The organism is Ruegeria sp. CH8 (assembly GCF_056536985.1).
Genome location: NZ_JBQFQR010000008.1, coordinates 218,386 through 240,118, shown reverse-complemented (window position 1 = coordinate 240,118; position 21,733 = coordinate 218,386). Strand labels below are relative to the sequence as shown.

At 55.4% G+C, this 21,733-nt stretch carries 24 protein-coding genes and 1 pseudogene; 8 read left to right on the top strand and 17 right to left on the bottom strand.

Features of this window, described 5'->3' with window-relative positions:
• Positions 1-188 precede the first annotated feature (188 nt).
• The 3 genes from ACR0ER_RS11810 to ACR0ER_RS11800 form a co-directional block, all read right to left on the bottom strand.
• Positions 189-1,136 (bottom strand): DMT family transporter, encoded by a 948-nt coding sequence (locus ACR0ER_RS11810; RefSeq protein WP_480769088.1) that lies wholly within the window; start codon positions 1,134-1,136, stop codon positions 189-191.
• 231 nt (positions 1,137-1,367) lie between these two features.
• Complete coding sequence (locus ACR0ER_RS11805; protein WP_480769087.1) at positions 1,368-2,207, bottom strand: SDR family NAD(P)-dependent oxidoreductase; 840 nt, start codon at positions 2,205-2,207, stop codon at positions 1,368-1,370.
• Positions 2,208-2,276: 69 nt separating this feature from the next.
• Positions 2,277-3,161, bottom strand: coding sequence for an SDR family oxidoreductase (locus ACR0ER_RS11800; RefSeq protein WP_480769086.1), 885 nt, complete (start codon positions 3,159-3,161; stop codon positions 2,277-2,279).
• A gap of 123 nt (positions 3,162-3,284) precedes the next feature.
• Between ACR0ER_RS11800 and ACR0ER_RS11795 the strand changes: the two genes are divergently transcribed.
• Complete coding sequence (locus tag ACR0ER_RS11795) at positions 3,285-4,181, top strand: LysR family transcriptional regulator (protein WP_480769085.1); 897 nt, start codon at positions 3,285-3,287, stop codon at positions 4,179-4,181.
• Between the two features lie 356 nt (positions 4,182-4,537).
• On the opposite strand, the gene ACR0ER_RS11790 is transcribed toward ACR0ER_RS11795, so the two are convergent.
• The 5 genes and pseudogenes from ACR0ER_RS11790 to ACR0ER_RS11770 form a co-directional block, all read right to left on the bottom strand.
• Positions 4,538-5,515, bottom strand: a complete 978-nt coding sequence (locus tag ACR0ER_RS11790) for a peroxiredoxin family protein (RefSeq protein ID WP_480769084.1) — start codon at positions 5,513-5,515, stop codon at positions 4,538-4,540.
• A 21-nt stretch (positions 5,516-5,536) separates the two neighbouring features.
• Positions 5,537-6,199, bottom strand: coding sequence for a peroxiredoxin-like family protein (locus ACR0ER_RS11785; RefSeq protein WP_480769083.1), 663 nt, complete (start codon positions 6,197-6,199; stop codon positions 5,537-5,539).
• Between the two features lie 262 nt (positions 6,200-6,461).
• Positions 6,462-7,076 (bottom strand): annotated as a pseudogene (locus ACR0ER_RS11780) (NAD(P)H-dependent oxidoreductase).
• 180 nt (positions 7,077-7,256) lie between these two features.
• A complete protein-coding gene (locus ACR0ER_RS11775; protein WP_480769082.1) occupies positions 7,257-7,826 on the bottom strand; it encodes a carboxymuconolactone decarboxylase family protein in 570 nt (189 codons plus the stop codon).
• A 33-nt stretch (positions 7,827-7,859) separates the two neighbouring features.
• The gene (locus tag ACR0ER_RS11770) at positions 7,860-8,576 is read right to left on the bottom strand and encodes an MBL fold metallo-hydrolase (RefSeq protein WP_480769081.1); all 717 of its coding nucleotides are present in this window, start codon (positions 8,574-8,576) and stop codon (positions 7,860-7,862) included.
• A 335-nt stretch (positions 8,577-8,911) separates the two neighbouring features.
• Between ACR0ER_RS11770 and ACR0ER_RS11765 the strand changes: the two genes are divergently transcribed.
• From ACR0ER_RS11765 to ACR0ER_RS11745, 5 genes are all read left to right on the top strand, one after another.
• On the top strand, positions 8,912-9,799 hold the full coding sequence (locus ACR0ER_RS11765) for a LysR family transcriptional regulator (protein ID WP_480769080.1): 888 nt from the start codon (positions 8,912-8,914) through the stop codon (positions 9,797-9,799).
• Positions 9,800-10,154: 355 nt separating this feature from the next.
• Entirely contained in the window at positions 10,155-10,382 is a 228-nt protein-coding gene (locus ACR0ER_RS11760) for a hypothetical protein (RefSeq protein ID WP_480769079.1), read from the top strand.
• 15 nt (positions 10,383-10,397) lie between these two features.
• Positions 10,398-10,562, top strand: a complete 165-nt coding sequence (locus ACR0ER_RS11755; protein WP_480769097.1) for a helix-turn-helix domain-containing protein — start codon at positions 10,398-10,400, stop codon at positions 10,560-10,562.
• A 225-nt stretch (positions 10,563-10,787) separates the two neighbouring features.
• On the top strand, positions 10,788-10,994 hold the full coding sequence (locus tag ACR0ER_RS11750) for a hypothetical protein (protein ID WP_480769078.1): 207 nt from the start codon (positions 10,788-10,790) through the stop codon (positions 10,992-10,994).
• A gap of 54 nt (positions 10,995-11,048) precedes the next feature.
• Positions 11,049-11,963: a hypothetical protein gene (locus tag ACR0ER_RS11745; RefSeq protein WP_480769077.1), complete on the top strand. Its 915-nt coding sequence runs from the start codon at positions 11,049-11,051 to the stop codon at positions 11,961-11,963.
• A 35-nt stretch (positions 11,964-11,998) separates the two neighbouring features.
• On the opposite strand, the gene ACR0ER_RS11740 is transcribed toward ACR0ER_RS11745, so the two are convergent.
• From ACR0ER_RS11740 to dctP, 6 genes are all read right to left on the bottom strand, one after another.
• A complete protein-coding gene (locus ACR0ER_RS11740) occupies positions 11,999-12,373 on the bottom strand; it encodes a universal stress protein (protein ID WP_480769076.1) in 375 nt (124 codons plus the stop codon).
• Positions 12,374-12,499: 126 nt separating this feature from the next.
• Positions 12,500-14,014: a malonate--CoA ligase gene (locus ACR0ER_RS11735; RefSeq protein ID WP_480769075.1), complete on the bottom strand. Its 1,515-nt coding sequence runs from the start codon at positions 14,012-14,014 to the stop codon at positions 12,500-12,502.
• 5 nt (positions 14,015-14,019) lie between these two features.
• Positions 14,020-15,276 carry a malonyl-CoA decarboxylase gene (locus tag ACR0ER_RS11730; RefSeq protein ID WP_480769074.1) on the bottom strand — a complete coding sequence of 419 codons (1,257 nt, stop codon included), beginning with the start codon at positions 15,274-15,276 and terminating at the stop codon, positions 14,020-14,022.
• On the bottom strand, positions 15,273-16,589 hold the full coding sequence (locus ACR0ER_RS11725; protein ID WP_480769073.1) for a TRAP transporter large permease: 1,317 nt from the start codon (positions 16,587-16,589) through the stop codon (positions 15,273-15,275). The genes ACR0ER_RS11730 and ACR0ER_RS11725 overlap by 4 nt, the downstream gene beginning before the upstream one ends.
• Positions 16,590-16,594: 5 nt before the next feature.
• A complete protein-coding gene (locus ACR0ER_RS11720) occupies positions 16,595-17,137 on the bottom strand; it encodes a TRAP transporter small permease (RefSeq protein ID WP_480769072.1) in 543 nt (180 codons plus the stop codon).
• 93 nt (positions 17,138-17,230) lie between these two features.
• Positions 17,231-18,217, bottom strand: coding sequence for a TRAP transporter substrate-binding protein DctP (gene dctP / locus ACR0ER_RS11715; RefSeq protein WP_480769071.1), 987 nt, complete (start codon positions 18,215-18,217; stop codon positions 17,231-17,233).
• A 138-nt stretch (positions 18,218-18,355) separates the two neighbouring features.
• Between dctP and ACR0ER_RS11710 the strand changes: the two genes are divergently transcribed.
• Positions 18,356-19,012, top strand: a complete 657-nt coding sequence (locus tag ACR0ER_RS11710; protein ID WP_480769070.1) for a GntR family transcriptional regulator — start codon at positions 18,356-18,358, stop codon at positions 19,010-19,012.
• Positions 19,013-19,105: 93 nt separating this feature from the next.
• On the opposite strand, the gene ACR0ER_RS11705 is transcribed toward ACR0ER_RS11710, so the two are convergent.
• The 3 genes from ACR0ER_RS11705 to ACR0ER_RS11695 are packed head-to-tail and all read right to left on the bottom strand — an operon-like array spanning position 19,106 to position 20,817.
• A complete protein-coding gene (locus tag ACR0ER_RS11705) occupies positions 19,106-19,717 on the bottom strand; it encodes a transmembrane anchor protein (protein ID WP_480769069.1) in 612 nt (203 codons plus the stop codon).
• Between the two features lie 13 nt (positions 19,718-19,730).
• Entirely contained in the window at positions 19,731-20,447 is a 717-nt protein-coding gene (locus tag ACR0ER_RS11700) for a HupE/UreJ family protein (RefSeq protein WP_480769068.1), read from the bottom strand.
• Positions 20,448-20,496: 49 nt separating this feature from the next.
• Complete coding sequence (locus ACR0ER_RS11695; RefSeq protein WP_480769067.1) at positions 20,497-20,817, bottom strand: hypothetical protein; 321 nt, start codon at positions 20,815-20,817, stop codon at positions 20,497-20,499.
• A gap of 91 nt (positions 20,818-20,908) precedes the next feature.
• Here ACR0ER_RS11695 and ACR0ER_RS11690 point away from each other — a divergent pair, with 91 nt between their 5' ends.
• Positions 20,909-21,166 carry a metal-sensing transcriptional repressor gene (locus tag ACR0ER_RS11690; protein ID WP_480769066.1) on the top strand — a complete coding sequence of 86 codons (258 nt, stop codon included), beginning with the start codon at positions 20,909-20,911 and terminating at the stop codon, positions 21,164-21,166.
• Positions 21,167-21,733: the final 567 nt, after the last annotated feature.

Sequence of the window (21,733 nt, the reverse complement as noted above, 5' to 3'; positions counted from 1 at the left end):
AACCACACCCGACCGCATCAGGCCCTCAACATGCGCCCACCAGTCCCCGAAACTCTAGTCCGAGATGGCCCAGAACAAGGGGGCTAGACAGTGTGTTTACTTAGAACTCATGAAAGTCTGCTAAGCGGAAGCCGCACTGCAGCATTCGTGCGGACAACCAAGTTCCGCTTGGGGTCGGGCGTGTAGCCTTAGATTGGAGGTACGGCACGCACTGCGACCAACTGTCTGGCCGCCACCCTTTCGCGATGTATCATATACAGCCCCGCACTGATAATGATGGCAATGCCAAGCAGGCTAAGCTTGTTCGGGAAGTCGTTGAAGACAAGATAGCCGAACAAGGTTGCGACCGGCAGCTCAAAATACTGCAGCGGTGCCAGCGTGACGGAAGGCGCAAAAGACAGCGCATAGGTCATCATCATGTGGCTCACCGTCGCGAAAAAGCCAGCGCCCCAAAGCCACAACAACGCGATGTCTGTCGGCCAAACGGGATCAAACAAATCAGAGCCGGAACCTTGCGCAACAAATAGAGCTGGAATGCAAAACAAGCTGGCGATCAGGCCGGTGTGGAATTGCAGGGTCACAGGGTGAACCCGACGCGACAACCCCCGGGTCAAAAGAATGTAGAAAGCGAAGGCAACTGCCGTGCCAAGCGGAATAATTGCAATCGCGCCGAATGCTGCGAAACTGGGCTGGATGACGAACAACACCCCGACAAACCCCACAAGCGCCGCGCCGACGCGACGCGGGCCGACATCTTCACCAATATAGAACTTGCCGACCAACAAGACGATGAACGGGGCCACGAACACGATTGCCAGCGCATCGGCAAGGGGCATCACCCGGATCGCGGCAATGAAGCAAAATGTTGCGAACACCAGCAGCAATGAGCGGAAAACCAGCACCATCACCTGACCTTTCGCCACGCGCAACGACAGTCCCATTATCCAGATGAAAGGCGCCATCAACGCGCATTGCACTACAAACCGCGCAGCCGTAATCTGCCCAACCGGCACACTGGTCGATGCGAGTTTCGCAGACACATCCAGCAAAGGAGCGGTTAGGCAAAACCCCAGCATAAACGCAACGCCGACAAGGGTTCGATCCGGAGATTGAGGTATGGGTTCAGCAGAGGTCATAGTTTCATTTAGAGATGTCGCCAAATGTGTGTCTGTTCTCAATACGACGGCAGGCAAAAGTCCCGCAATTACGAGTTCGGGTTGAATTGGATATAGCGCTCGCGGCGAATATCTTCTCTGACGGGCCGCACAACCGTATCAGGTGGCCGGGCCAAAGGCCAGCTAAGGGCCGCTCGAGTCTTTGTTGATCACAACATGCAATTTTGCCATTGGAGTGTCGGCTAACTGCAGTCAGCCCTCGCCATCCATGAAGGAGTCAAAAGCGTCCTTGTAGTCCGGATGCCAGCGGCTAAGCGCGGGGCGGTTTTCGATCACGTCCGCCAAGTTCCATGCGATGCGCTTTTCGTCGATATCCCGCGTCACGTCGTTGTCCGGGCACAGGATGTAAAAGTCACCCCGGTTCACACTGTCAATGAAGAAATCAACAGTTTGCTCAGCGGTCCAGGCAGAGGGGGGTTTTTCCGGTGCAGAGATCATGCCGGTGTAGACAAAGCCGGGAACCAGCAGATGGGCGGTGATTTTGTGTACCGGATCGGTTCTCAACTCGTGGGACAACGCCTCAGTAAAGGCCTTCAAAGCTGCTTTTGAAACATTGTAGGCCGGGTTTCCGGGCGGGGTGGTAATACCCTGTTTTGAGCCGGTGTTTATGATTGCGCCCGGCCTGCCTCTGGCGATCATATTTGGGGCAAAGACCTGCGTGCCGTGGATCGGCCCCCACAGATTGACGCCCAGCATTTTCTCCCATGGTTCCGCAGTGTCCAATGTGGAGGACGTGCCGCCCACACCGGCATTGTTCATCAAGATATCCGTGCCGCCAAAACGGTCTGCTACCTGCTTTTCAAGCGCTTCCACTTGCGCGCGATCGCTGACGTCGACCTCGGCGGTCATCACATCAGCGGCACCGGCGGCCCTGATCATGTCTGCGGCGGTGGACAGCTTCGCTGCATCACGATCAACGACAACCACTCGCATGCCCATCTGAGCGAATTTCAATGCGGCGGCGAGACCGATGCCGGACGCCCCACCTGTGATGACTGCAACAGAGTCGGAATGGAATGCGGGATGGGTCATTCGGTGCACCTTTTCTATTGAGAAATTCAGGCGGCAAGCCCGGACGTTTACCCGGGCCTGCCGCGCGTGTCAGGCTGCGTCAGCGGCGGTGGTGTTTAACGTCATCATGCCGTCCATCCCATAGGCAGTAAAGAGCGCCTTGGTGGCCGCCTCCGCCTGCTCGTTCATCGGGATAACGGGCTCGGCCATGCCGCTTTTGTCCACTTCGTTGCGGAATTTGCGTTCGCCTGCAGGCGTATGGATGACCTCCAGTACCGCGTCCGCCACAATTTGCGGCACCTGCAAGGGATTGTTAGCGAGGGAGTCTCCCATGCCTTGAAGCATGGCCTCAGGTGCACCAGCGAACTCGCCATAGCTTGCGTCACGGTCGCGCGACGCCGGAGCAATAAGGTTGGCGAAGAAATTCGTCGGGAAACCACCCGGCTCGATCACGGCCACATCGACACCGAACTGGCTCAACTCCCAGCGATAATTCTCGCTTAGGGCCTCAACCGCCCATTTTGCTGCATTATACGGCCCAAGGAAGGGAACGGTGACACGGCCAAGAAGGCTGGTGACATTCAAGATCAGCCCGGATCGCCGCTCTCTCATCTTAGGCAGAACAGCGCGCGTCATGCGTTGAACCCCAAAGACGTTGACGTCGAAGATGCGTTGAAAGTCTTCCCCAGAGAAGTTTTCCTGCAGGCCATGTGCACCGGCACCCGCATTGTTGACCAGAACGTCGACATGGCCAAAGGCAGCCTCAACCGCGGCAACACCTGCTTCTACCGACGCGTCGTCGGTTACGTCGATATCGACCACTTCGACGCCGATCTCACGCAACGCCTGTGCTGCATCTTGGTTGCGTCCTTCCGGATCGCGGACTGTTCCGGCGACGCGATGCCCGGCCTTGATCAAGTCAGCCACGATCAGATTACCAAACCCGCTGCTGGCCCCTGTGACGAGAATTTTCATTTGCTTTCTCCTGCATGCGATCCCGGTCTGGGACCATCTGATGAACCGAAGTTAAGTATTGCCAATGAGAAGCAACAGACGTATCAATATGAACCAATGGTTGCGAATATTAGAACGGTTGGCATGCCCGCCCTTATCAGCTTTCATACCGTCGCGCGTCTGGGGGGTATCAGTGTTGCAGCCGACCATCTGAACATGGCGAAGTCCGGGGTTAGCCGACACATCTCGCGGCTCGAAGAGCATTTTGGTGTCAAACTGGTCGAACGCAGTGGCAGGTCAGTCAAGCTGACCCCTACAGGCATCCGGCTGCATCAGCGCATTCAATCCATTCTGGCCGACATTGATCTTCTCGATGACATTGCGCGCGAAGAAACCGGGGATGTTTCGGGACAGGTCAATATCGCTGCTACCGCTGAATTCGGGTCGCTCATCGCCTCGACGCTGCTTCCGGCTTTGCGAGACAGGTTTCCCGATCTTACTTTGGTCATGCGTCCGGCTTATGACTTTGAAGATATGCAAGACCCGAGCACGGATCTGGCCTTTCGAATAGGCACGTTCGAAGACGACCGCCTGGTTGCAAAGGAACTAGGCAGCTTTTCATGCTGGTTGGTTGCTGCACCGGAGCTCGCGGCACGCTCCCCGGTAAGCACGCCGACCGACCTTAGCGACAAACCCTGCCTGACATTCCGCAGTGATGTTGCAAAAACCACCTGGACATTTTTCTCGCCGAAGGGTGTTTCTCCGGTACAGGTCAGCGGGCCCTTCGCAACCCAAAGCTTCCCGGTGTTGTTCGACCTGGCTGTGACCGGACAAGGCTATGCTTTTCTGCCAGAGTTTATGCTGAAGAACGCCCTGGCCGATGGTCGGCTGGTCAGATGTCTTCCCAACCACGTGTCGCGACCATATTCGGTTTTTTTGACCTATCGCCCGGGAACGCGGCGCATCGCGCGCGTCGACGCGGTCGCATCGCTGGCTGAGAAACTGATCCCCACACTTCTTCAGGATTTCGAAACGGGATAGGGCACAACCTGATTGCTCAAAAAGTTACTGCCGACAGCGGCTTGAGTGACGGGTTGTCTCGTAGATTTTCCATTCAGCTTTTCCTGAATCGCGCGGATACCACGAAGGTCCAGATTTACTGGCTGCAATGCAGCGGTGTTATGCATAGGCCAATGACAGCTAAGGGCCGTCCACAACTGGGCGACGTGGGCAGTCGAAGAGACGCCTCAAACGCGCCGATGTCAGTATTAAACCCTCTTTGACCGATGCTGCAAGTTGGGGGAACGTCTGCCAATAGGGACCGTTGCTTCGGGTCGTCGAGGACGATTGAAGTAACGCAAGAGAGCGCGTTACTTGGTTTCGACAGATTGTGACAATTACGCTGCTGAAAAGGCCCGAAAGCTGCCTCGCGGTTCGAAGACATGTAGGAAAGTATCGGGATGAGGGCGAATGCGGTAGTTGTCCGTCTCATCACCGAAGATCACATTGCCGTCTTCATCAAGTGCAATGACAGTCGCTTTGACAGTATCGATGGGGTAGCCCGGCATACCGGGAGGAGCGCCACCTAAGTCCTCGATACCCAGGATCTGGGCTGCGGCCAGATCGTTGTCCTGGAAAACCTCGAAATGCGCAGGCAGGTCCAAGTCCTTGGCGAGCTTCGTAGAATTATTGACACCCTGGTTTGAGATGAATTTAACCTTCACACCTGCCTTCGCCAGTTGATCAGCCTTTGCTTTCACCTCTTTGAGCTGGTTCATGCAGAACGGGCACCAGTTGGCTCGGAAGAACACCAGCAGCGTCTTTTCACCCGCGAAGGTCGCGGATGTTGTGTTGGTTTCATCCAGACGTTGCAGCGGCAGTTCGGGCAGCGCTTCACCTTTAACGATGGCGGCGCTTGGCTTGCGGCCATAGTTCGAAAAGATGTGGATGTACCATTGCATGGTGATGGCACCGTACAGCGCCAGGCCCACGGCCACGTATTCGCTGGTGGCAGTGAAGCCGCCGCGCGCACTGACTTGGTAGACCACCCACGCCACCGCGGCCAGGTTGATGAGTTGGATGACAGGCAGGTTCTTAGAGGTCCCGGAAATACCCAACGCGCCAACCAGCACCATCAGGAAGAACGGCATAGTGAACGTCGCAAAGAATGTCCCGATCCAGATTGGATCGAAGCCTGACAGGTAGAACATGACGGTCGAGCAGACCCCTGACAGCATGTTCGACATGATATAGGGGAGAATTAGTTTACCCTTCATTTTCTTAGTCCTTTCGAGGTCCGGTCGAGTTGCCTGCGGTGGCTCATTGGCCAGTACTTGCGCGGGAAACTCGATGAGGTTGAGTGGCACGCGGCTCATTACGCGAGACGCGCGACCAATTTAGGCGGTGGTTGTTGCTGCCAGACTGTCGAGTACAGGAAACAGGTCCGCAGGTTCAGGACGGTGGGTGTAGTCGGGGTTCACTTCCGCATAGGCAATGTTGCCATCGGTATCGACGACATAACGTGCAGGCATAGGAAGGTTCCACTGACCATCGCCGTGGATGCGCGGCAGATGGACACCAAAGCCGTCGTGAACTGGGATGACGTAATCTTGCAGTGTCCAACGGATACCAAGTTTTGCGGCCAACTCGCCGTTCTTGTCTGTCAAAATCGGAAAGCTCAGTGCGTTGTCTTTCTGGGACTTCCGGCTGTCAGCCGCCCCTTGCATGGAAATTGCAACCAGCGTCGCACCGCGCGCACGAATGTCCGCTGCAACTTCTTCAAGCGCTTTCAGTTCGATGTTGCAATACGGGCACCAGATACCACGATAGAAGGTCATTACGACCGGGCCTTTGGCAAGCAGCTCTTTCAGGGAGATTTCGTTGCGGTCCGAGTCAGTCAGCACGAAATCAGGCACAGTGTCGCCGGCTTTCGGAGCGCGTTCGGCCTGGCCGCTGTCGATCAGCTCTTGGGTCGATTTGGCAAAGGCTTCAAAAGCGCCTTCCGGGGCCATGGTTTTGAATTGGGCTTTGAAACCGTCGAGTTGGTCTTGGAGGGTCATAACGTTTTCCACTTCGTTGGTTGTGTTCTGCGGCCGGCCGTGAGGTCATTTGTGCCGCCTGTTGGCAATATCGGTCAGTTGGGAAAACGGTGGTAGCTGGCCAAATTGTGTAATGGTTATTCAAAAAGTGAATGATCTGCATCCAGACTTCCATTCGGAAAATTAGGCCTGCACGACGAAAGAGCGCGGCGTTAAAAGACGCGGCGCTTGCTTCCTAGGTCTACTAATTGCAGCCAATTCGATGGCAGCGCGTGACGATGTGTCAAACGACTTTGATGACGTCATCAATAGGACGACGGGTTTGCGGGAATGACGCAAACGGATCCCCTTCATCACGGTTTCCGAATGCAATACCGACGGTTGTTGTGAACTCGCTTCCCGTCAAACCAAGAGTTTCGTCAAATCTTTGCGGATCAACCCCCTCCATCGGGCAGGCGTCGACTTTGAGCATCGCAGCAGCAGTAACAGCACATCCCAAGGCGACATAGACCTGCCGCGCATTCCAATTGTCTACTGCCGTAGCCTATTTGCTTGCAACGCTCTTTGTCACCATTTCTCGGAATGGATGCAGCACTTCCGGGGATACTCCGCGTTCGGCTTGCAGCAGATCGACATGGCGAGACACATCCTCTGCCGATGTGGCTCTACGACGAGCAAGCACAACAAAAAACGCGCTGTCTTCGATCTTAGATTTGTTCGCAGGCACAAAAGAACCAAGGGTTTTGCGTATCTCGGGGTCGTCAATCACAACGAATTTCCATGGCTGCAAAAATAATGATGAAGGCGCGAGGTTAAGAGTTGCAAAGAGGGTGTCACGGTCCTCTTGCGTAAGCTTCTTCGAGCCGTCAAAAGCCTTGGTGGCGTAACGCCATTTCATCCCATGTACTACCGCGTTTGCACTTATCTAAGACATTGTTTTGAGGTTTCTGCTTTGTTCACTTCCCTTGGCTGGTCTAAGGCAAATTCAGTCACATAGAACCAGTTCGATTGGGCAATAGACATTCTCCCCGGCGGGCCGAACACTCCGGAACAGCAGGGTGGCGAGAGGTATTCTTGCTTACTCTGCCGCTACGGTGGATTTGGGGTCCCATGACATCGGCTCGAAAGCCTTGTCGAGCGGCGGGTTCACTATATGAGTCGTATAGTTGGACAAGACTTTGAGGGCGGTCCCGGCAATGACTTCCAGAACGGTCTGCTTTGTATAACCGGCGTCGATAAGGGCATCGACCTGCTCATCGCTGGCCCATCCACGTGTTTCGTTGATAGTTTCAGCGAAGATGCGGAGCGCTTCGAGTTTGGGGTCTGCAATTGTAGCGCCTGCCCGCAATGCCTCGATCACGTTGTCATCCACACCAGCCATCTTTGCCACGGTTGTGTGCGCGGCCATGCAATAGGTGCAGCCGTTCAGACGGTTGTTCGTTATCAGAATGATTTCGCGTTCTGTAGGCGTCAGATCAGTCGTCTCGAAAATGCCCATCATGGTCATGTAGCTTTCGACCAGAACAGGGGATTCAGCCATCGTGGCCATCAGGTTTGGAACAAAGCCCATATTGGCTTTGATCGCAGAGAGGATAGGTTTGGACCCTTCCGGGGCCGTGTCTACCGTGTGCTGGGAGTACGTTGTCATTTGCTGTTCCTTTGAAGATTGAGGTTAGAGGGGTTAAAAATTGAACCCGGAGCCTTTGTGCTCCACGCGGCCCAAGCCGGGCTTCGTGACATGTGCCGCTCCTATGAGCAGGCCATCGGTGGCGATCATGTCGAGCATGGAAACCCGCATGGCCACGGCCAGCTCACCGTCAACGTCCAAAGCCCACCCGCAGTTCGGATTGGCGAAATGAACGTCTTCATGAACCTTCAGATCTCCAACAACAATGAACTGCTCGCGGCCACCATCGAGAAGGATGGCTGTATGACCGGGCGTGTGATCCGGCGCAGGCAAGACGCTCACGCCGTCGCCGAGATCAGTTAGTCCGCTATGGAGGTAGACGTTGCCTTTGATGACATTTGAAAGCGATTGAACGTTGTCCACCATATGCCGCATCGGTTTCGGTACGGTGGTTGCGAAACCAACGGCATTCCAGAAGTTCCATTCGGCGGCTGCAATGTGAATTTGAGCGTTTGGAAATGCCAACTGATCACCGATGGCAAGACCACCAACGTGATCCGGGTGCATGTGTGTGATCATGATGTCGGTTACCTCCTCTGCTGAGATACCAGCTGAGGTGAGGTCCCCCGGCAGCTCGCCGGCTGATGGAAAGGCGTGTGTGATGAATTCGCAGGTGCCTGCACCCGCGCCGAACAGGATCGTACGGCTCCCAGCCCGATTTGCAAACGTGTTGACGGCGATCCGAGCAGGATCACCGACCTGCGCCTTCACGCTGTCAGGCGTTCCCGGAAACATGCTGGCAGGCATATCGAAGTAACCATCGGAGAGAACGACGATCTGCTTTTCACCAACGTTGATGCTCGTGGCAGCAACCGCCTTTGGGGCCGACGCAAGCGTCGCCCCGGCAAGTAAAGTGCTATGAAATGCCGTCTACTAATCAACGAGTTTGCCATTTCGAGTGTTCCTTCTCCGAAAGCTTTTGCGCCTACAGTTTCCAGGTACTGATCGGTGGGATGTGCGTGTCGTCCGCAGTTGCTCTCAAATGTTGCTCATAAATAGCTTGAAGGGTAGATTACCATAAAGCCTAACAGTTATTCGAAATGTGAATGTCAGACAATTTCTCAACGCTGCGTTTGTTCTCGCGAGTTGCGCGCACCGGTAGCTTTACCGCTGCGGGAAAAGAAACCGGCAAGTCCCAACCTTCGGTTTCCCGGATCATATCCAACCTTGAAAAAGATCTCGGGGTGCAGCTGTTTGTGCGCTCCACCCACGCCGTCCGGCTGACTGAAGCCGGGGAAGAATACCTGACGCGTATCGAGCCAATCCTGTCCGACATTGAAGAAGCAAACCACTTTGTGCGGGGCACGGGCGATCTACGCGGTCGTCTGCGGGTCGGCGCGCCGGCCAGCTTTGCGCAAAGAGAGATCATACCCGCCCTGCCACCGTTTCTGGAACTGCATCCGAAGCTAAAAGTGGATCTTGTTCTGACGGACTCGATGCAGGACCTGATTGATGAGGCTATCGACGTAGCCATCCGATTTGGACCGCTGGAAGACTCAACGATGGTCGCGCGCAAGTTGGGCGCAACGCCCAGAGTTGTTGTAGCAGCGCCATCTTATCTGGAAAAAGCTGGCAGCCCGAAGCAGCCCACAGATTTGGTGGATCATAAAATCGTCCTCGGCCCATCAAGCATTGGAAAGGCGGGTTGGAGCTTTGAAAGGGATGGAAAGGTCCAGTCCATTCGTGTCGAAAGTCAATTGATGATCTCCGTCAATGAAAGCACAACCACCGCCGCCGTCTCCGGCATGGGTGTTATCAGCACGTCGTACTGGAGTTGCAGAAACGAACTGGAGGCAGGAACCCTCGTTCAATTGCTGCCGAATTGGAAAATCGGGACTGTTGATGTGAACGCATTGCTGGCAGGTGGTCGTCATACGAAGCCTTCTGCCCGCGCCTTTACAAGGCACTTGCAGGAGGCCATAGCGCAGAGATAGGACTTTCGAATAGGATAGCCTAATTTCAGCAATTGAGCGCATTCAGTGAGCTCAGCCAGTCTCTGATTTTGCGCTTGCAGCGAACGGCAGGTTCGACGTGCCTTAGAGCAGTATCGGTTGGCAAAGCTCAATGGCCGGTTAGGGCCGGATTCTCCGAGTGTTACCGACGTCCGCATTCGCGTTCGTTACGCAAGTACGAAGTGGCCCAAAAGCAGTTTTCACAAGGTCTACGCCCGCGACGAATTAGTAAAAATCCCGCAAGACCCCAACTGTTAGTCTGCGGCTCTCCAAGGGGATTGTTGAAAAAGATTCGGCTATTTTTTCCGGATCGGCGTTGTGAACCCTTCTGCTCTTCATGAAGCGACTATCCACACTCAGAACCCACCCTGCTGCGCTGGCCGGCCTGCCAAGCTTGTCACAGACCCAGTTTTCGAACCGCTGGCAATTGCATCCGGACACAGTGCGCCGTGTGCTGCGCGAAAACAGCGTCCGTTCCGCGCCAGGGCCATTGAAGCGCCCACGCTATGCCATCACATACGTCTGGCGGGTCGAAGGCGTGTCTCATGCAGAGATGCTGGATTAGGGCCAGCATCCGGCGCTGCTAGAGCCATTTCTGACTGGCAAAGACCTTGCTGAGAAACTCGGCTGCGCTCCGGCTACTGTCCGAAACTATCCCCGTGACAATATCATTCCAAGCCTCCGGATCGGTGGCTCGATCCGGTTCCGGAAACACCAGATTGAGGGTCTTTTTGATGCTGTGTGAGGCCGGAAACAACGCAATTCGTACCTTTGCCCGATCCGCAAAAAGTGAGGAATACGCCCACAAAACCTCATTTGAATACGTTTTGAAGCCCATTTCCTCATTTCGTTTCCAGAGTGCCGAAACTCGAAAAAGAACCTCAAAACGCATCTCTGAAGATCACCCGAATTTCCAAGATTAACCGCGTCACTGACGCCAAAAAAAACAACACCAATGATGGAGGCACTAATGCAGATGGCCCTCGAGGAAGCTGTTGAAAAACTCGACGCCGGAGACTACCCATATTCGCGAGCAAACGCGAAGAAGATCCGGGGATCCGCAAACAAATGTAGGAAACTGCCAGCGTATAATTGTCCGCTGGCGATGATTCCGATCGATGTCGATGCCTTCGTCAAGCGATGGTCAAGTCACATCGCCAACAAGAATCCGCCCTAAGGCTTCGACACTTTCAAGCAGTTCGAAACGTGGTACGGTAACGCAAAGAGCCTGATGTCACGCGCGTCAGGAAAACGCGCCGAGGAAAAACGCCTGCGCGGGCTGGAGGACAACTGGTCGCAGCTACAGAAAGCGACCACCGTTCTTATCCAGCCGCGTAGAAACGGCACTCATATCCAAACACCAGAACTTATTGCCCTAACCGTTCTGACAAGCCTGGCAAGAAGCAAGGGCGTACAGCCGGCGCAGCTGAATGTTGAACTATTGCACCTTTGGATGAAAGATTGTCACGATCAAGGCCGCAAGAACGCAATTCATAAAGCAGCGCGTCTTCTGGATCGACTGCATGAGTTTCCGGAAACAATCGAACCAGCGTTGTTGCTAGCAACGATTGGTGAAATTCCGAAGGCCACAAGCCATCGCGTGACGTCGGCTTTACCGACCGAAATCACGTCAACCATTCGAGAATACCAGGCAACGATGAGCCTTGGTCGACCCTACGGAGGGCTCTTGACAGGCCGCCGTCGGGCCCCGCTTTCTCCACAGACCGTCAAATCTGCCGGGGACGATCTGAACTGGTACTTCACGTGTCTCGACGAACTTGGTCGATTGGATTTGGATGGTGGCCAATCCATCGCGGAATTGACCACGGCTGACAATCTGTTTGCCGCCTTTGATGCGGAAGTGGGCGGCGAATATTATTGGAAACCGCTCGGGGCCAGAACTCTCAGAAAGAACATGGAGACGGCTTTTCGCTTCGCTAGTGAGTTCCACCCTGATCTCTCAAAAGTTCAAAAAGAGTTCTTCGAGGCAGAGTACTTCCAAAACTGGAACAAGATGACAGAGGCAAACCAGGTATTCTGTCGGCGCCTTGTTACATCACCTCAAGGTGTCGAACAGTTTCTGGCGCTCGCAGGTGACTTTCATAGCCAGGTTTTCCCGCAAAATTTGGATAGACATGCTCAATGACGAGGCTCGCCTCAGGTTTTCTTTCTGTCTTTCTTTCAGCCAACACGTGCCGCAGTAGATCCAAGCAGATAATCCTGCAGACCAGGTTGATGGCTTGCGATCACAGTGCATTCGGCACCGTTAGATACCGCATAGTCGATGATACCGCGGCCTGCGTGACCTTCGACGATCTCGATCCGGGCATTCGTCAAGCCATTTAACAAAGGCGTCAACTTTTCCGAAGCGACGGCTTTGACACGTTCCAAATGATCAATGGGAAGCAAGTTACTCGTGTATTGAGGCAGATGTTCGACGACATGCAAGAAGGTGATTTGACCATCGCCGGAATTGAGCGCACGCGCAACGTCAACAGAGCGCGTCGTGTCGCGGTCATCATCCAGCGAGATCGGAACGAGGATATTTTGATACATTTAAGTTCAAGCTCCTGAAGAATTAAAAATCAACGACTTAAAGGTAAAGCAATCGTACCTTCAGGCCGTTGAAGTTTGGCCCGCAGCATTGTCGAGAAGAGGGCTGACGGACCGGGGAGTGTCATCTTACGCGGCCACGAACAGGTCCTTGTATTGGTCACGCAGGATGTTCTTTTGAACTTTGCCCATAGTGTTGCGAGGCAGTTCATCCAGCACGATCAACTGCCGGGGATGTTTGAAACGCGCAAGGCTGTTGCACACCGCGATCTTCATCTCTTCAAGGTTCGGGGTCTCACCTGGTTCGGCGACGACCACACCCAACACTGTTTCGCCAAAATCGGGATGCGGCACACCCACCACGGCGCTTTCCAGCACCCCAGGCTGTTCATCCAGCAAAAGCTCGATTTCCTTTGGATAGATATTATAGCCACCCGAGATGATCAGGTCCTTGTTGCGGCCAACGATATGGACATAGCCATCCTCGTCGATCCGGCCCAGATCACCGGTGATAAAGAACCCATTCTCACGTAGTTCGGCGGCGGTTTTTTCGGGCATCTGCCAGTAGCCCTTGAACACGTTGGGTCCGCGTACCTCGATTTCACCGATCTCGCCCTGCGGCAGGGGGTTGCCGCCTGAATCGCAGATTTGCAATTCGACTCCGGGCAAAGGAAAGCCCACCGTGCCCGCGCGGCGGTCGCCGTCATAGGGGTTCGAGGTGTTCATGTTGGTCTCGGTCATGCCATAGCGTTCAAGGATGCGATGGCCGGTGCGTTCTTCGAACTGCACATGGGTTTCTGCCAGCAGCGGGGCCGAGCCTGAAACGAACAGGCGCATATGCGCTGCCAGCTCTTTGGTGAACCGGTCATCATCCAACAGGCGGGTATAGAAGGTTGGCACGCCCATCATGGTCGTGGCCTGCGGCATCCGTCCAATGATCTCATCCAGATCGAATTTGGGCGTGAATACGATGCTGCTGCCCGCAGCCAGTGTGACGTTGGTCGCCACAAACAGTCCGTGAGTGTGAAAGATCGGCAGCGCGTGCAGCAGCACGTCGTCGGATGTGAAGCGCCATTCTTTGACCAGCGCCTGCGCATTCGACAACAGATTGTTCTGGGTCAACATCGCGCCTTTTGACCGGCCCGTCGTGCCCGAGGTATAGAGAAACGCCGCCAGATCATCACCGTCACGATCAACGGTTTCAAAGCTGGCAGGCATGACTGCGGCCTGATCTATCAGGCTGCCGCTGCCATCAGCGTTCAGGGTCTCCACCTGCGCTCCCAGCTGCGCCCCGACGGGGGTGAGCTTCTCCTCGCTTTTGGCGTCACAGACGATCAGTGAAGCCCCGCTGTTTTCAATAAAATATGTCAATTCATCGACCGTGTAGGCCGTATTGAGCGGGAGAAACACGAGGCCTGCCTGCGCGCAGGCCGCATAGAGCGCCAGCGCTTCGGGTGATTTTTCGATCTGCGCCGCAACTCGGTCACCGGGTTTCAGACCCAGTTGGGTTGCGACATGCGCGATCTGCGCGGCTGTGCGCAAAAAATCGTGATGCGTAACGGTCGTCCCGTCAAGCAGGTGCAAAAAAGGCGTGTCTTTACCAGCATGAATGCCGAACAAACCGTCATAGAGAGGATTGGCCATAGGGGTTACCTTTCCTGTGTCGTGGTGAGAGAGGCCGACGCAGCAAGCGATTTGGCCTCGGGCGAGGCGATGACCTCTCGGGAATTGGCGAATTTCTCGTGGTTTTGGGCAACGCGGGCCAGGTCATAGAGGTAGTTGACCATGGTGCCGCCGGACTGGGCGCGCCCCTTGTCCGACGTATCGGCATCGGCGTGAACCGCATGGACCATCGCACCATTGCCAAGGTGGAACCGCGCCACCGGATCGAATGGCATGTTGCCCCGGCCCTTGGCGTTCAGCAGGTATTGTGCCGCCAGCGCCTTCATCTGATCGGGTTCTTCGACGTCCCACTCGATGCCTTCCTGAGACAGCCACTTGGTCAATCCTGGAATCGGCGAGAGAGTGACAAAGGTCTTCAACCCCGTCAGTTCCGCAGCCAAATCTGACGCCACCTGCTTGATGAGCGAGTTGCCGAACGAGATGCTGGCGAGCCCCGCCTGACAGTTCGAGATCGAATAGAACACCGCAGTATCTGCCTGTTCTTCTGGCATCGGGTCGCGGTCCTCGGCAAGCAGGGCCTGAACCGATCCGGGAATTCCGCTGTTCAGTGCAACTTCGACAAAGATCAGCGGCTCGTTCGGCATAGAGGGGTGGAAGAAGGCAAAGCAGCGCCGATCGGCGGGCTCCAACCTGCGGCGCAGGTCATCCCAACTGTCGATGGCATGTACCGCCTCGTAGGCGATGATCTTCTCCAGAATATGGGCCGGGCTTTCCCAATTGATCGGGCGCAGGACCAGAAAGCCGCGGTTGAACCAACTGGCAAACAGGTGACGGAAATCCAGATCCAGCGCTTGCAGCTCAGGCTCTTTACCTCCCAACCACAGCAGATCGGCGCGCATCCGAACAAGCGTTCCCGTGGCACCGGGTACCCGGTTCAGGCGGCGGATCATCTCCTGTCGCGCGGGTTCAGCTGCAGCCGCGAAAGTGCGGTAGGTCGCTTTTGAAGGCGCATTTTCGTACGCGTCAAGCGAAGAGCGCACCGCTTCGGGATCGATATTCATGGCGGTGGCGAGATACCGGAAGAACTCCAGCTTTTCGTCATCTTCTATTTTTTCGAAACGGGTCAAAATCTCTTCTGCCAACGCCAGACCCGAGGTCTCCCCCGCTGACCCAACCAACGCGTTGGCCAGTTCAGTCAGCGGGCGGCCATCTGAGGCCGCCGCGCTGTCGCGGCGATAGCGTCGCTCGAACACGGTTGAGAGAAGATCGGCAAGCAGGGTCATACCGCTGCCCCCATCACCAGATCAGGAAGCCATGTCGCCAGACCCGGGAACAGGCACAGCAGGACAATCGCGATCACCATGCAGGCCACGAAGGGCAGCGAGCCGGTCAGGATGGTTTTCAGCGAGATGTCCGGCGCGATGCCGTTGATCACGTAGAGGTTCAGACCAACCGGGGGTGAGATCAGACCGATCTCCATGTTGATGGTCAGAACGACCGCGAACCAGATCGGGTCAAAACCGGCGGTGGTGATGATCGGCAGCAGGATCGGCGCGGCCATCAGGATCACAGCGACGGGCGGCAAGAAGAACCCGGCGATCAGCAGGAAAACGTTGACCGCACCCATCAGCAGCCAACGGTTCACGTCCAGCGTACCGATCCATTCGGCAATAGCCTGTGTGATGAACAGCGAGCTGAGCATGTACGAGAACACACCGGCAGCGGCGATGATGAACAGGATCATCACGCTTTCCTTGGTGCTGTCACGCAATACGACCCAGATGTCCTTGGGGTTCCAGAGTTTGTAGATGATCATCGCGATCATCAGGCACAGCAACGCACCCACTGCAGCCGTTTCCGACGGCGTGGCTATGCCGCCATACATGGCGTAGAGCACGCCAAGAATGATACCGAGGAAGGGCAGCACGCGCGGCAGGATCTCAAACCGTTCACCCCAGGTGTAGCTGCCGGAGCCCAGACGGGTGGCGTCGCCGGATTTCCAAGTGGAATAGAGCGACCAGGCCATGAACAAGCCAACCAGCATCAGGCCCGGAATCACACCGGCCAGGAACAGACGACCAATCGAGGTTTCAGTGGCGATGCCATAGACGATCATCGTGACCGAGGGTGGGATCAGGATACCAAGTGTACCACCTGCGGCGATGGAACCGGCGGCAACGCCATCCGGGTAACCACGCTTGCGCATCTCGGGGATGCCCATTTTACCGATGGCAGCACAGGTTGCGGGTGAGGAGCCCGACATGGCCGCAAACAGGGCGCAGGCGCCAAGGTTTGATACGACCAGCCCACCGGGGACACGGGTCAGCCAGCGTTCAAGGGCTTCGTACAGGTCCGCCCCTGCCCTCGTTGACGCAATGGACGCCCCCATGATGATGAACATCGGGATCGACAGAAGAGCAAAGTTATCGAGCTTACCGAACAGGATTTCCGGCATCAGTTCCAGCGAACGTGGGCCGTCGAAGACAATCAGGAAACCGGCCGAGACGATCAGCAGACCGATAGCGACCGATACGCCCGAGAACAGAACAAGGATGGTGGCGATGGCGACAATAGCGCCGAGCAGAAGGGGATCCATCGGCTTTACTCCAGACCAAAGGGTTTATCGATGCCAAGCAGGACGGCGATGAGGTCGGCAATCAGTTGCAACAGCAGCAGTCCAAAACCGACCGGGATAGAGAGGTAGGGAATCCATAGGCGAACACCCCATACGGTGTCGGATTTCCAGCCACGCTCCCACGCGAAGTGCCAATACTCATAGCCGTAGAACAGCATGACCGAAACGATGGCGATGGACAGGACCGACGTCAGGATCGCCATGAAGAACCGCGCGCGGGGGGCCAGCGAGATCGGGATCAGGTCGACATTCACATGCCCGCGCAGGCGCTGCACATAAGGCAACCCAACCAGCGTAGCGGCGATGACCAGATAGATGACCGCTTCGGTCTGCCAGATGGTCGAGCCATTCAGGACAAAGCGCACCACAATCATCTGGCAGGTGATGGCGACGGCGGCGACGATCATACCTGCGGAACACCATCCGGCCAGAGTTGAGAGCGCAGCGACAAAGCGAAGAAAGGGATTGTTCCCGGTGTGGGAAGCAACGGCAGAGCTATGGCCAGCCATTTGCGCCTCCTGTGATTGAGATGCAATTAAGTCTGAAGATCAGAACTGAGATCAGGTGCCGGGCGGCAGCAGGGCCGCCCAGGCAAGGGAGGGTCACTCGACCGCCAGAGCCTTGTCCAGCAGATCTTGCCCGTCAGGAACCTCTTCCACGAAGGCTTTGTACGAGGTTTCCATCGCCAGCGCGCGCCAGGCTTCGAAATCCTCTGGTGTCATTTCGGCGATTTCGACGCCAGCCTCTTCAAACACCTTGGCCGAGTTGGCGTCCTGTTTCTTGGCCTCTTCCAGATAGTAGGCCTGCGCCTTCTCAGACGCGGCCAGCAGTGCGGCCTGCTGATCTTCGCTCAACCCGTCGAAAGTGGATTTATTCATAAGCAGCGGCTGATACATGAACCACAGCGCCACATCTCCCGCCGGGGTATAGCAGCTGACCTGTTCGTAGATGCGATAACTGACAAAGGACGAGGACGAGGTATTGGCAGCCTGAAGAACACCGGTCTGCATCGCGTTGTAGATTTCCGAAGATGCCATTGACGCGATCGAGGCTTCAGCTCCGGCCAGCATCTGTTCGAACGACTTGCCTGCCGCTCGGGTTTGTAGACCGGCTACGTCTTCTGGCTTGGTGATGCACTTATCTTTGCCCGCGAAGCCACCGGCCAGATAACCGTGGACCAGCACCATCACGTCATCTTCGGCCATCTTCTCTTCCAACGCTTCCATGAACGGAGAGGCGGCCAAACGGGCAGCGTGATCATGGTTTTTCACCAGACCAGGCATCAAAGTCAGGTTATAGGCAGGCTGTTGGCCTCCGGCATAGCTGAGCGGCAAAACGGTCATATCCAGTTGCCCTCGGCTAAGCGGCTTGTATTGCTCGCGCGGTTTAAACAACGATTTCGAGCCGAAAATCTTGATTTCCAGATCGACATCGGCCGCTGCGACCTCATCGGCCACGATCTGTGCGACCTGATGACGGATGTCTTTGTTCGACCACTGATGAGATAGGCGCAGTTCTTCTGCGGAACCCAGTGTGCCCGCGGATGCAAGCGCCAATGCAGCTACAGCTGTTTTAAACATGGCTTTCATTTTCTCCTCCCTTTTTCAATCCCGAGCTCGCCGGGGATGAACAGAAGCATAGGGTGGTTATGTTTTTCAAGTCAATATTTTTGTATACAATAACTGATTTCTTGAGTTCTCACCCGATCGTGAGTAAAACAGAACGTCATGGACCAACGACTTGCCGATACCATCGCTCAGGATCTGGAAGAGCTGATCTTTGACGGGACATTTTCGGATGGTGACCGACTGGATGAAGTCAAACTGGCCGAGCAATTTGGCGTATCCAGAACGCCACTTCGAGAAGCATTTCAGCGGCTTGCCCTGTCGGGGCTGGTTGACCTCATACCGCGCAGGGGTGCTTTTGTCCGGCAGCCTGGCCCTGTAGAGCTTATGGAGATGTTCGAAGTCATGGCCGAACTCGAAGCCGTTTGCGGCCGACTTGCCGCTATGCGCATCTCAGATCAAGCATTGAAAGAGCTAACTGACGCCAACACAAGATGTCAGGCGGCTGTCGATGCCGGAGACCCTGACACGTACTACGTGGAAAACGAGCGGTTTCATCGAATCATATATAACCAGTCCGGCAATTCATTTTTGGAACAGGAAGCGTCCAAGCTGCACAGACGGCTCAAACCTTTCCGGCGGCAACAGCTACGTTTTCGGGGCCGTATGGCAAAGTCGATGTCCGAGCATGAAGACATTGTGCGTGCTCTGGACAATGGCAATCCCGAGGAAACAGCAAATGCGTTGCGGTCACATGTCGCTGTGCAGGGGGAAAAGTTCCACAACCTGATGGCGTCCCTAAAGAACGCACCCGAGTAGCACTGCGGGCTGCGGATTATCGGACATCCCCAATTGCTTCGATCGGCGCAAAAAAGCCGCTGCACAATATATCTGCGCGGCGGCCGGTTTTGCTTATTCGATGATCTCGCTGTAGTCACCGCGGACCTGTACCATCACTGATACATCGCCCGAGTCGCGGTTGCGCCAAAACCACCCGTGCTCACCTGCAAAGGCCGCTTCAATGGTGCCTTCGACACCGGTCGAGCCGCGCCCCTTCTCATAGGTGATCGACTGCCCGCCACCGTGACCATGCAGGTCAAAGTTCACCCGACCGCCTGTCACGACCATACGATACTCAGCTGTCGCGCCTTCTTCCATGAGCAGCTTCCACTCAGCCGACTCTCCCGGAGTGAGGATAAAGCTGGTTTCATCCTGCCAGACTTCGGCCTCTTGCGCATGTGCCGAACCGATAAAGAGGCCAAGGACATCGTTCAACAAGCTCGACTGATCTTGGCTTTCAAGCTGGCGGTCGGCTTCGGCCTCGTCTGCAAGCTGCGATTTGATTTCACCCATCTCTTGCAGTCCGAGCACACGGCCCACGCCAGTCGGATCAATCCCATATTCGGCCGGCAATACTACCGTAACAAGGATCACAGCGGCAGAAGCACCTGCAATGACCGTCGAGCGGATAAGCTGAGCCGAGCTTGGCAGTTCCTCAAGACTTGGTCTTTCTGTGTTGAACATTTTCTGAACTCCGTTACGCGGCAACAAAATAGCCGGTGATCTGATAGCCCATCAGGATGAACCCGAGGGTCATCATGATGACGTTTACGCTGTAAGCTTGCTGGAAGAAGTACGGGCTTTTGCGCCAGAACCCCATGACGATAAGGATGATCGCAAGGGCCGTAAGCTGGCCAAGTTCCACACCCACGTTGAACGCCAACAGATTGGCAAGAAGCCCTTCCGGAGCGATATCGTAGTCGAGAATCTTGGTTGCGAGCCCCATACCGTGGAACAGACCAAAAATCAGCGTCGCGGCTTTGGTATTTGGCTGGAGCCCCAGCCAGCGCTGGAACGCGCCGAGATTGTCGAGCGCCTTGTAGACGACTGAAAGTCCGATAATGGCGTCGACGATATAGGCGTTTACGCCCCAGCCGAACCACACTCCCAACAGCATTGTCGTCGAGTGACCGATCGCAAAGAGGCTGACATAGATGCCAACATCTTTGGCTCGGTAGAGAAAAAACACGACGCCAAGCAGGAACAGGATGTGATCGTAGCCTGTGACCATGTGCTTGGCCCCAAGATACATGAAGGGGATGATGTTCACGCCCCAGATTTCCTGGATGTAACCAGCATCGCCTTCAGTGACGTTATGAGCCAGCACCTGAGACGTGCTCAGCGCCAGATTGGTTATGATGAAGGCCAGCAGGAGCGTCGCGCGCCTGTCCAGACCCCGAGAGATTAGATTCATGGATGATCTCCGTTGTTGTGTGATGTCGAAAACCCCGATTGGGGCGACGTCACACGCGCGGAGGTCGTTCTATACCGTTATTCCTGAACGGACCGCCCGGCACCCTGTCGAAGGCCCAGTCATCCGGGAGCGAGGCCAGTGAAAGCGCATTGCCCGATTCCGGTATAACCATTTGGCTGTGATCATGATCTGCACCATCATGACTGTGCCCGTGCATCACCCACAACAAATCTTCTTCAAATCCGTGAGTATGCCCGTGCTCTGCAATTATCTGCAAATGCTCCTGCACGGTTTCGATCACTGTCGGAGCATGGCCCGAGTTAGGCTGGAGCGACCAAACGATCAAAGACAGGCAAAGCAAAGCTGCCATCGCATTTCGCGTATATCTCTGAACTGCCCTCACGCTTACAGGTGCCTCTGCGGTCTTGTTATATCCCCTCCCGGGGGTTATCTCGGCTTATATGACAAAAGCACAAATTCACGCAAGCCATCCCGCACTCATAGCCCGGCTAAAACGCGCCGAGGGGCATCTGCGATCTGTTGTTGCGATGATTGAAGATGGCAAACCTTGCGTTGAAGTCGCCCAACAACTGCAAGCCGTTGAAAAAGCCGTGACCAATGCCAAACGGGTATTGATACACGACCATATGGATCATTGCTTGGGTGGCGACAGTCCCCATGATCTGGACGAGTTGCGCGCCATTTCCCGGTACCTCTGAAATGTTTGACATCCTGAAAGATCGCACCTTTCGCCACCTTTTCGCGGCGCAAGTCGTGGCACTTCATCGTCTCGATTTGGTCAATCTTGGTCACAGAGCATACCACGCCAACAAGTTTCGAATGAACGCGGACTGCCCGCTTCAGCCAGCTTTTGAAGATGATTGCAAGGGTCTCGGGTGATACCCTGGGCGTGAGTCTTATCCGGTCAAAGGCTGGTCTATTGCCCGCAGATCGCGCCTGAATGCAGGTCGCGTGCCCGTCAATGAATCGCAATTGGAACCTACGTTCTACTGGCATCTCATTACGAAGGATGGTCCAATCGGAACCTGATTTTGAACGGAAAGCCGTCATGGCCTGATCGACGCCTTCTTCCATCCACTTAAGAGCGCAGACATAAAAAACGCGTGATTGACTTCGTGATATGTTTGGGCAGCTTGATCTGACTGGTCCGAATTGATTGTTAGTGCATGACTGGATGCTGGTCCATCGGAACACCCCCAATAGAGTGACAAGAACGGCCCGTTCCGGACTTTCACGATCTCCGAAGTCGCTGCACGGCAGCTTTC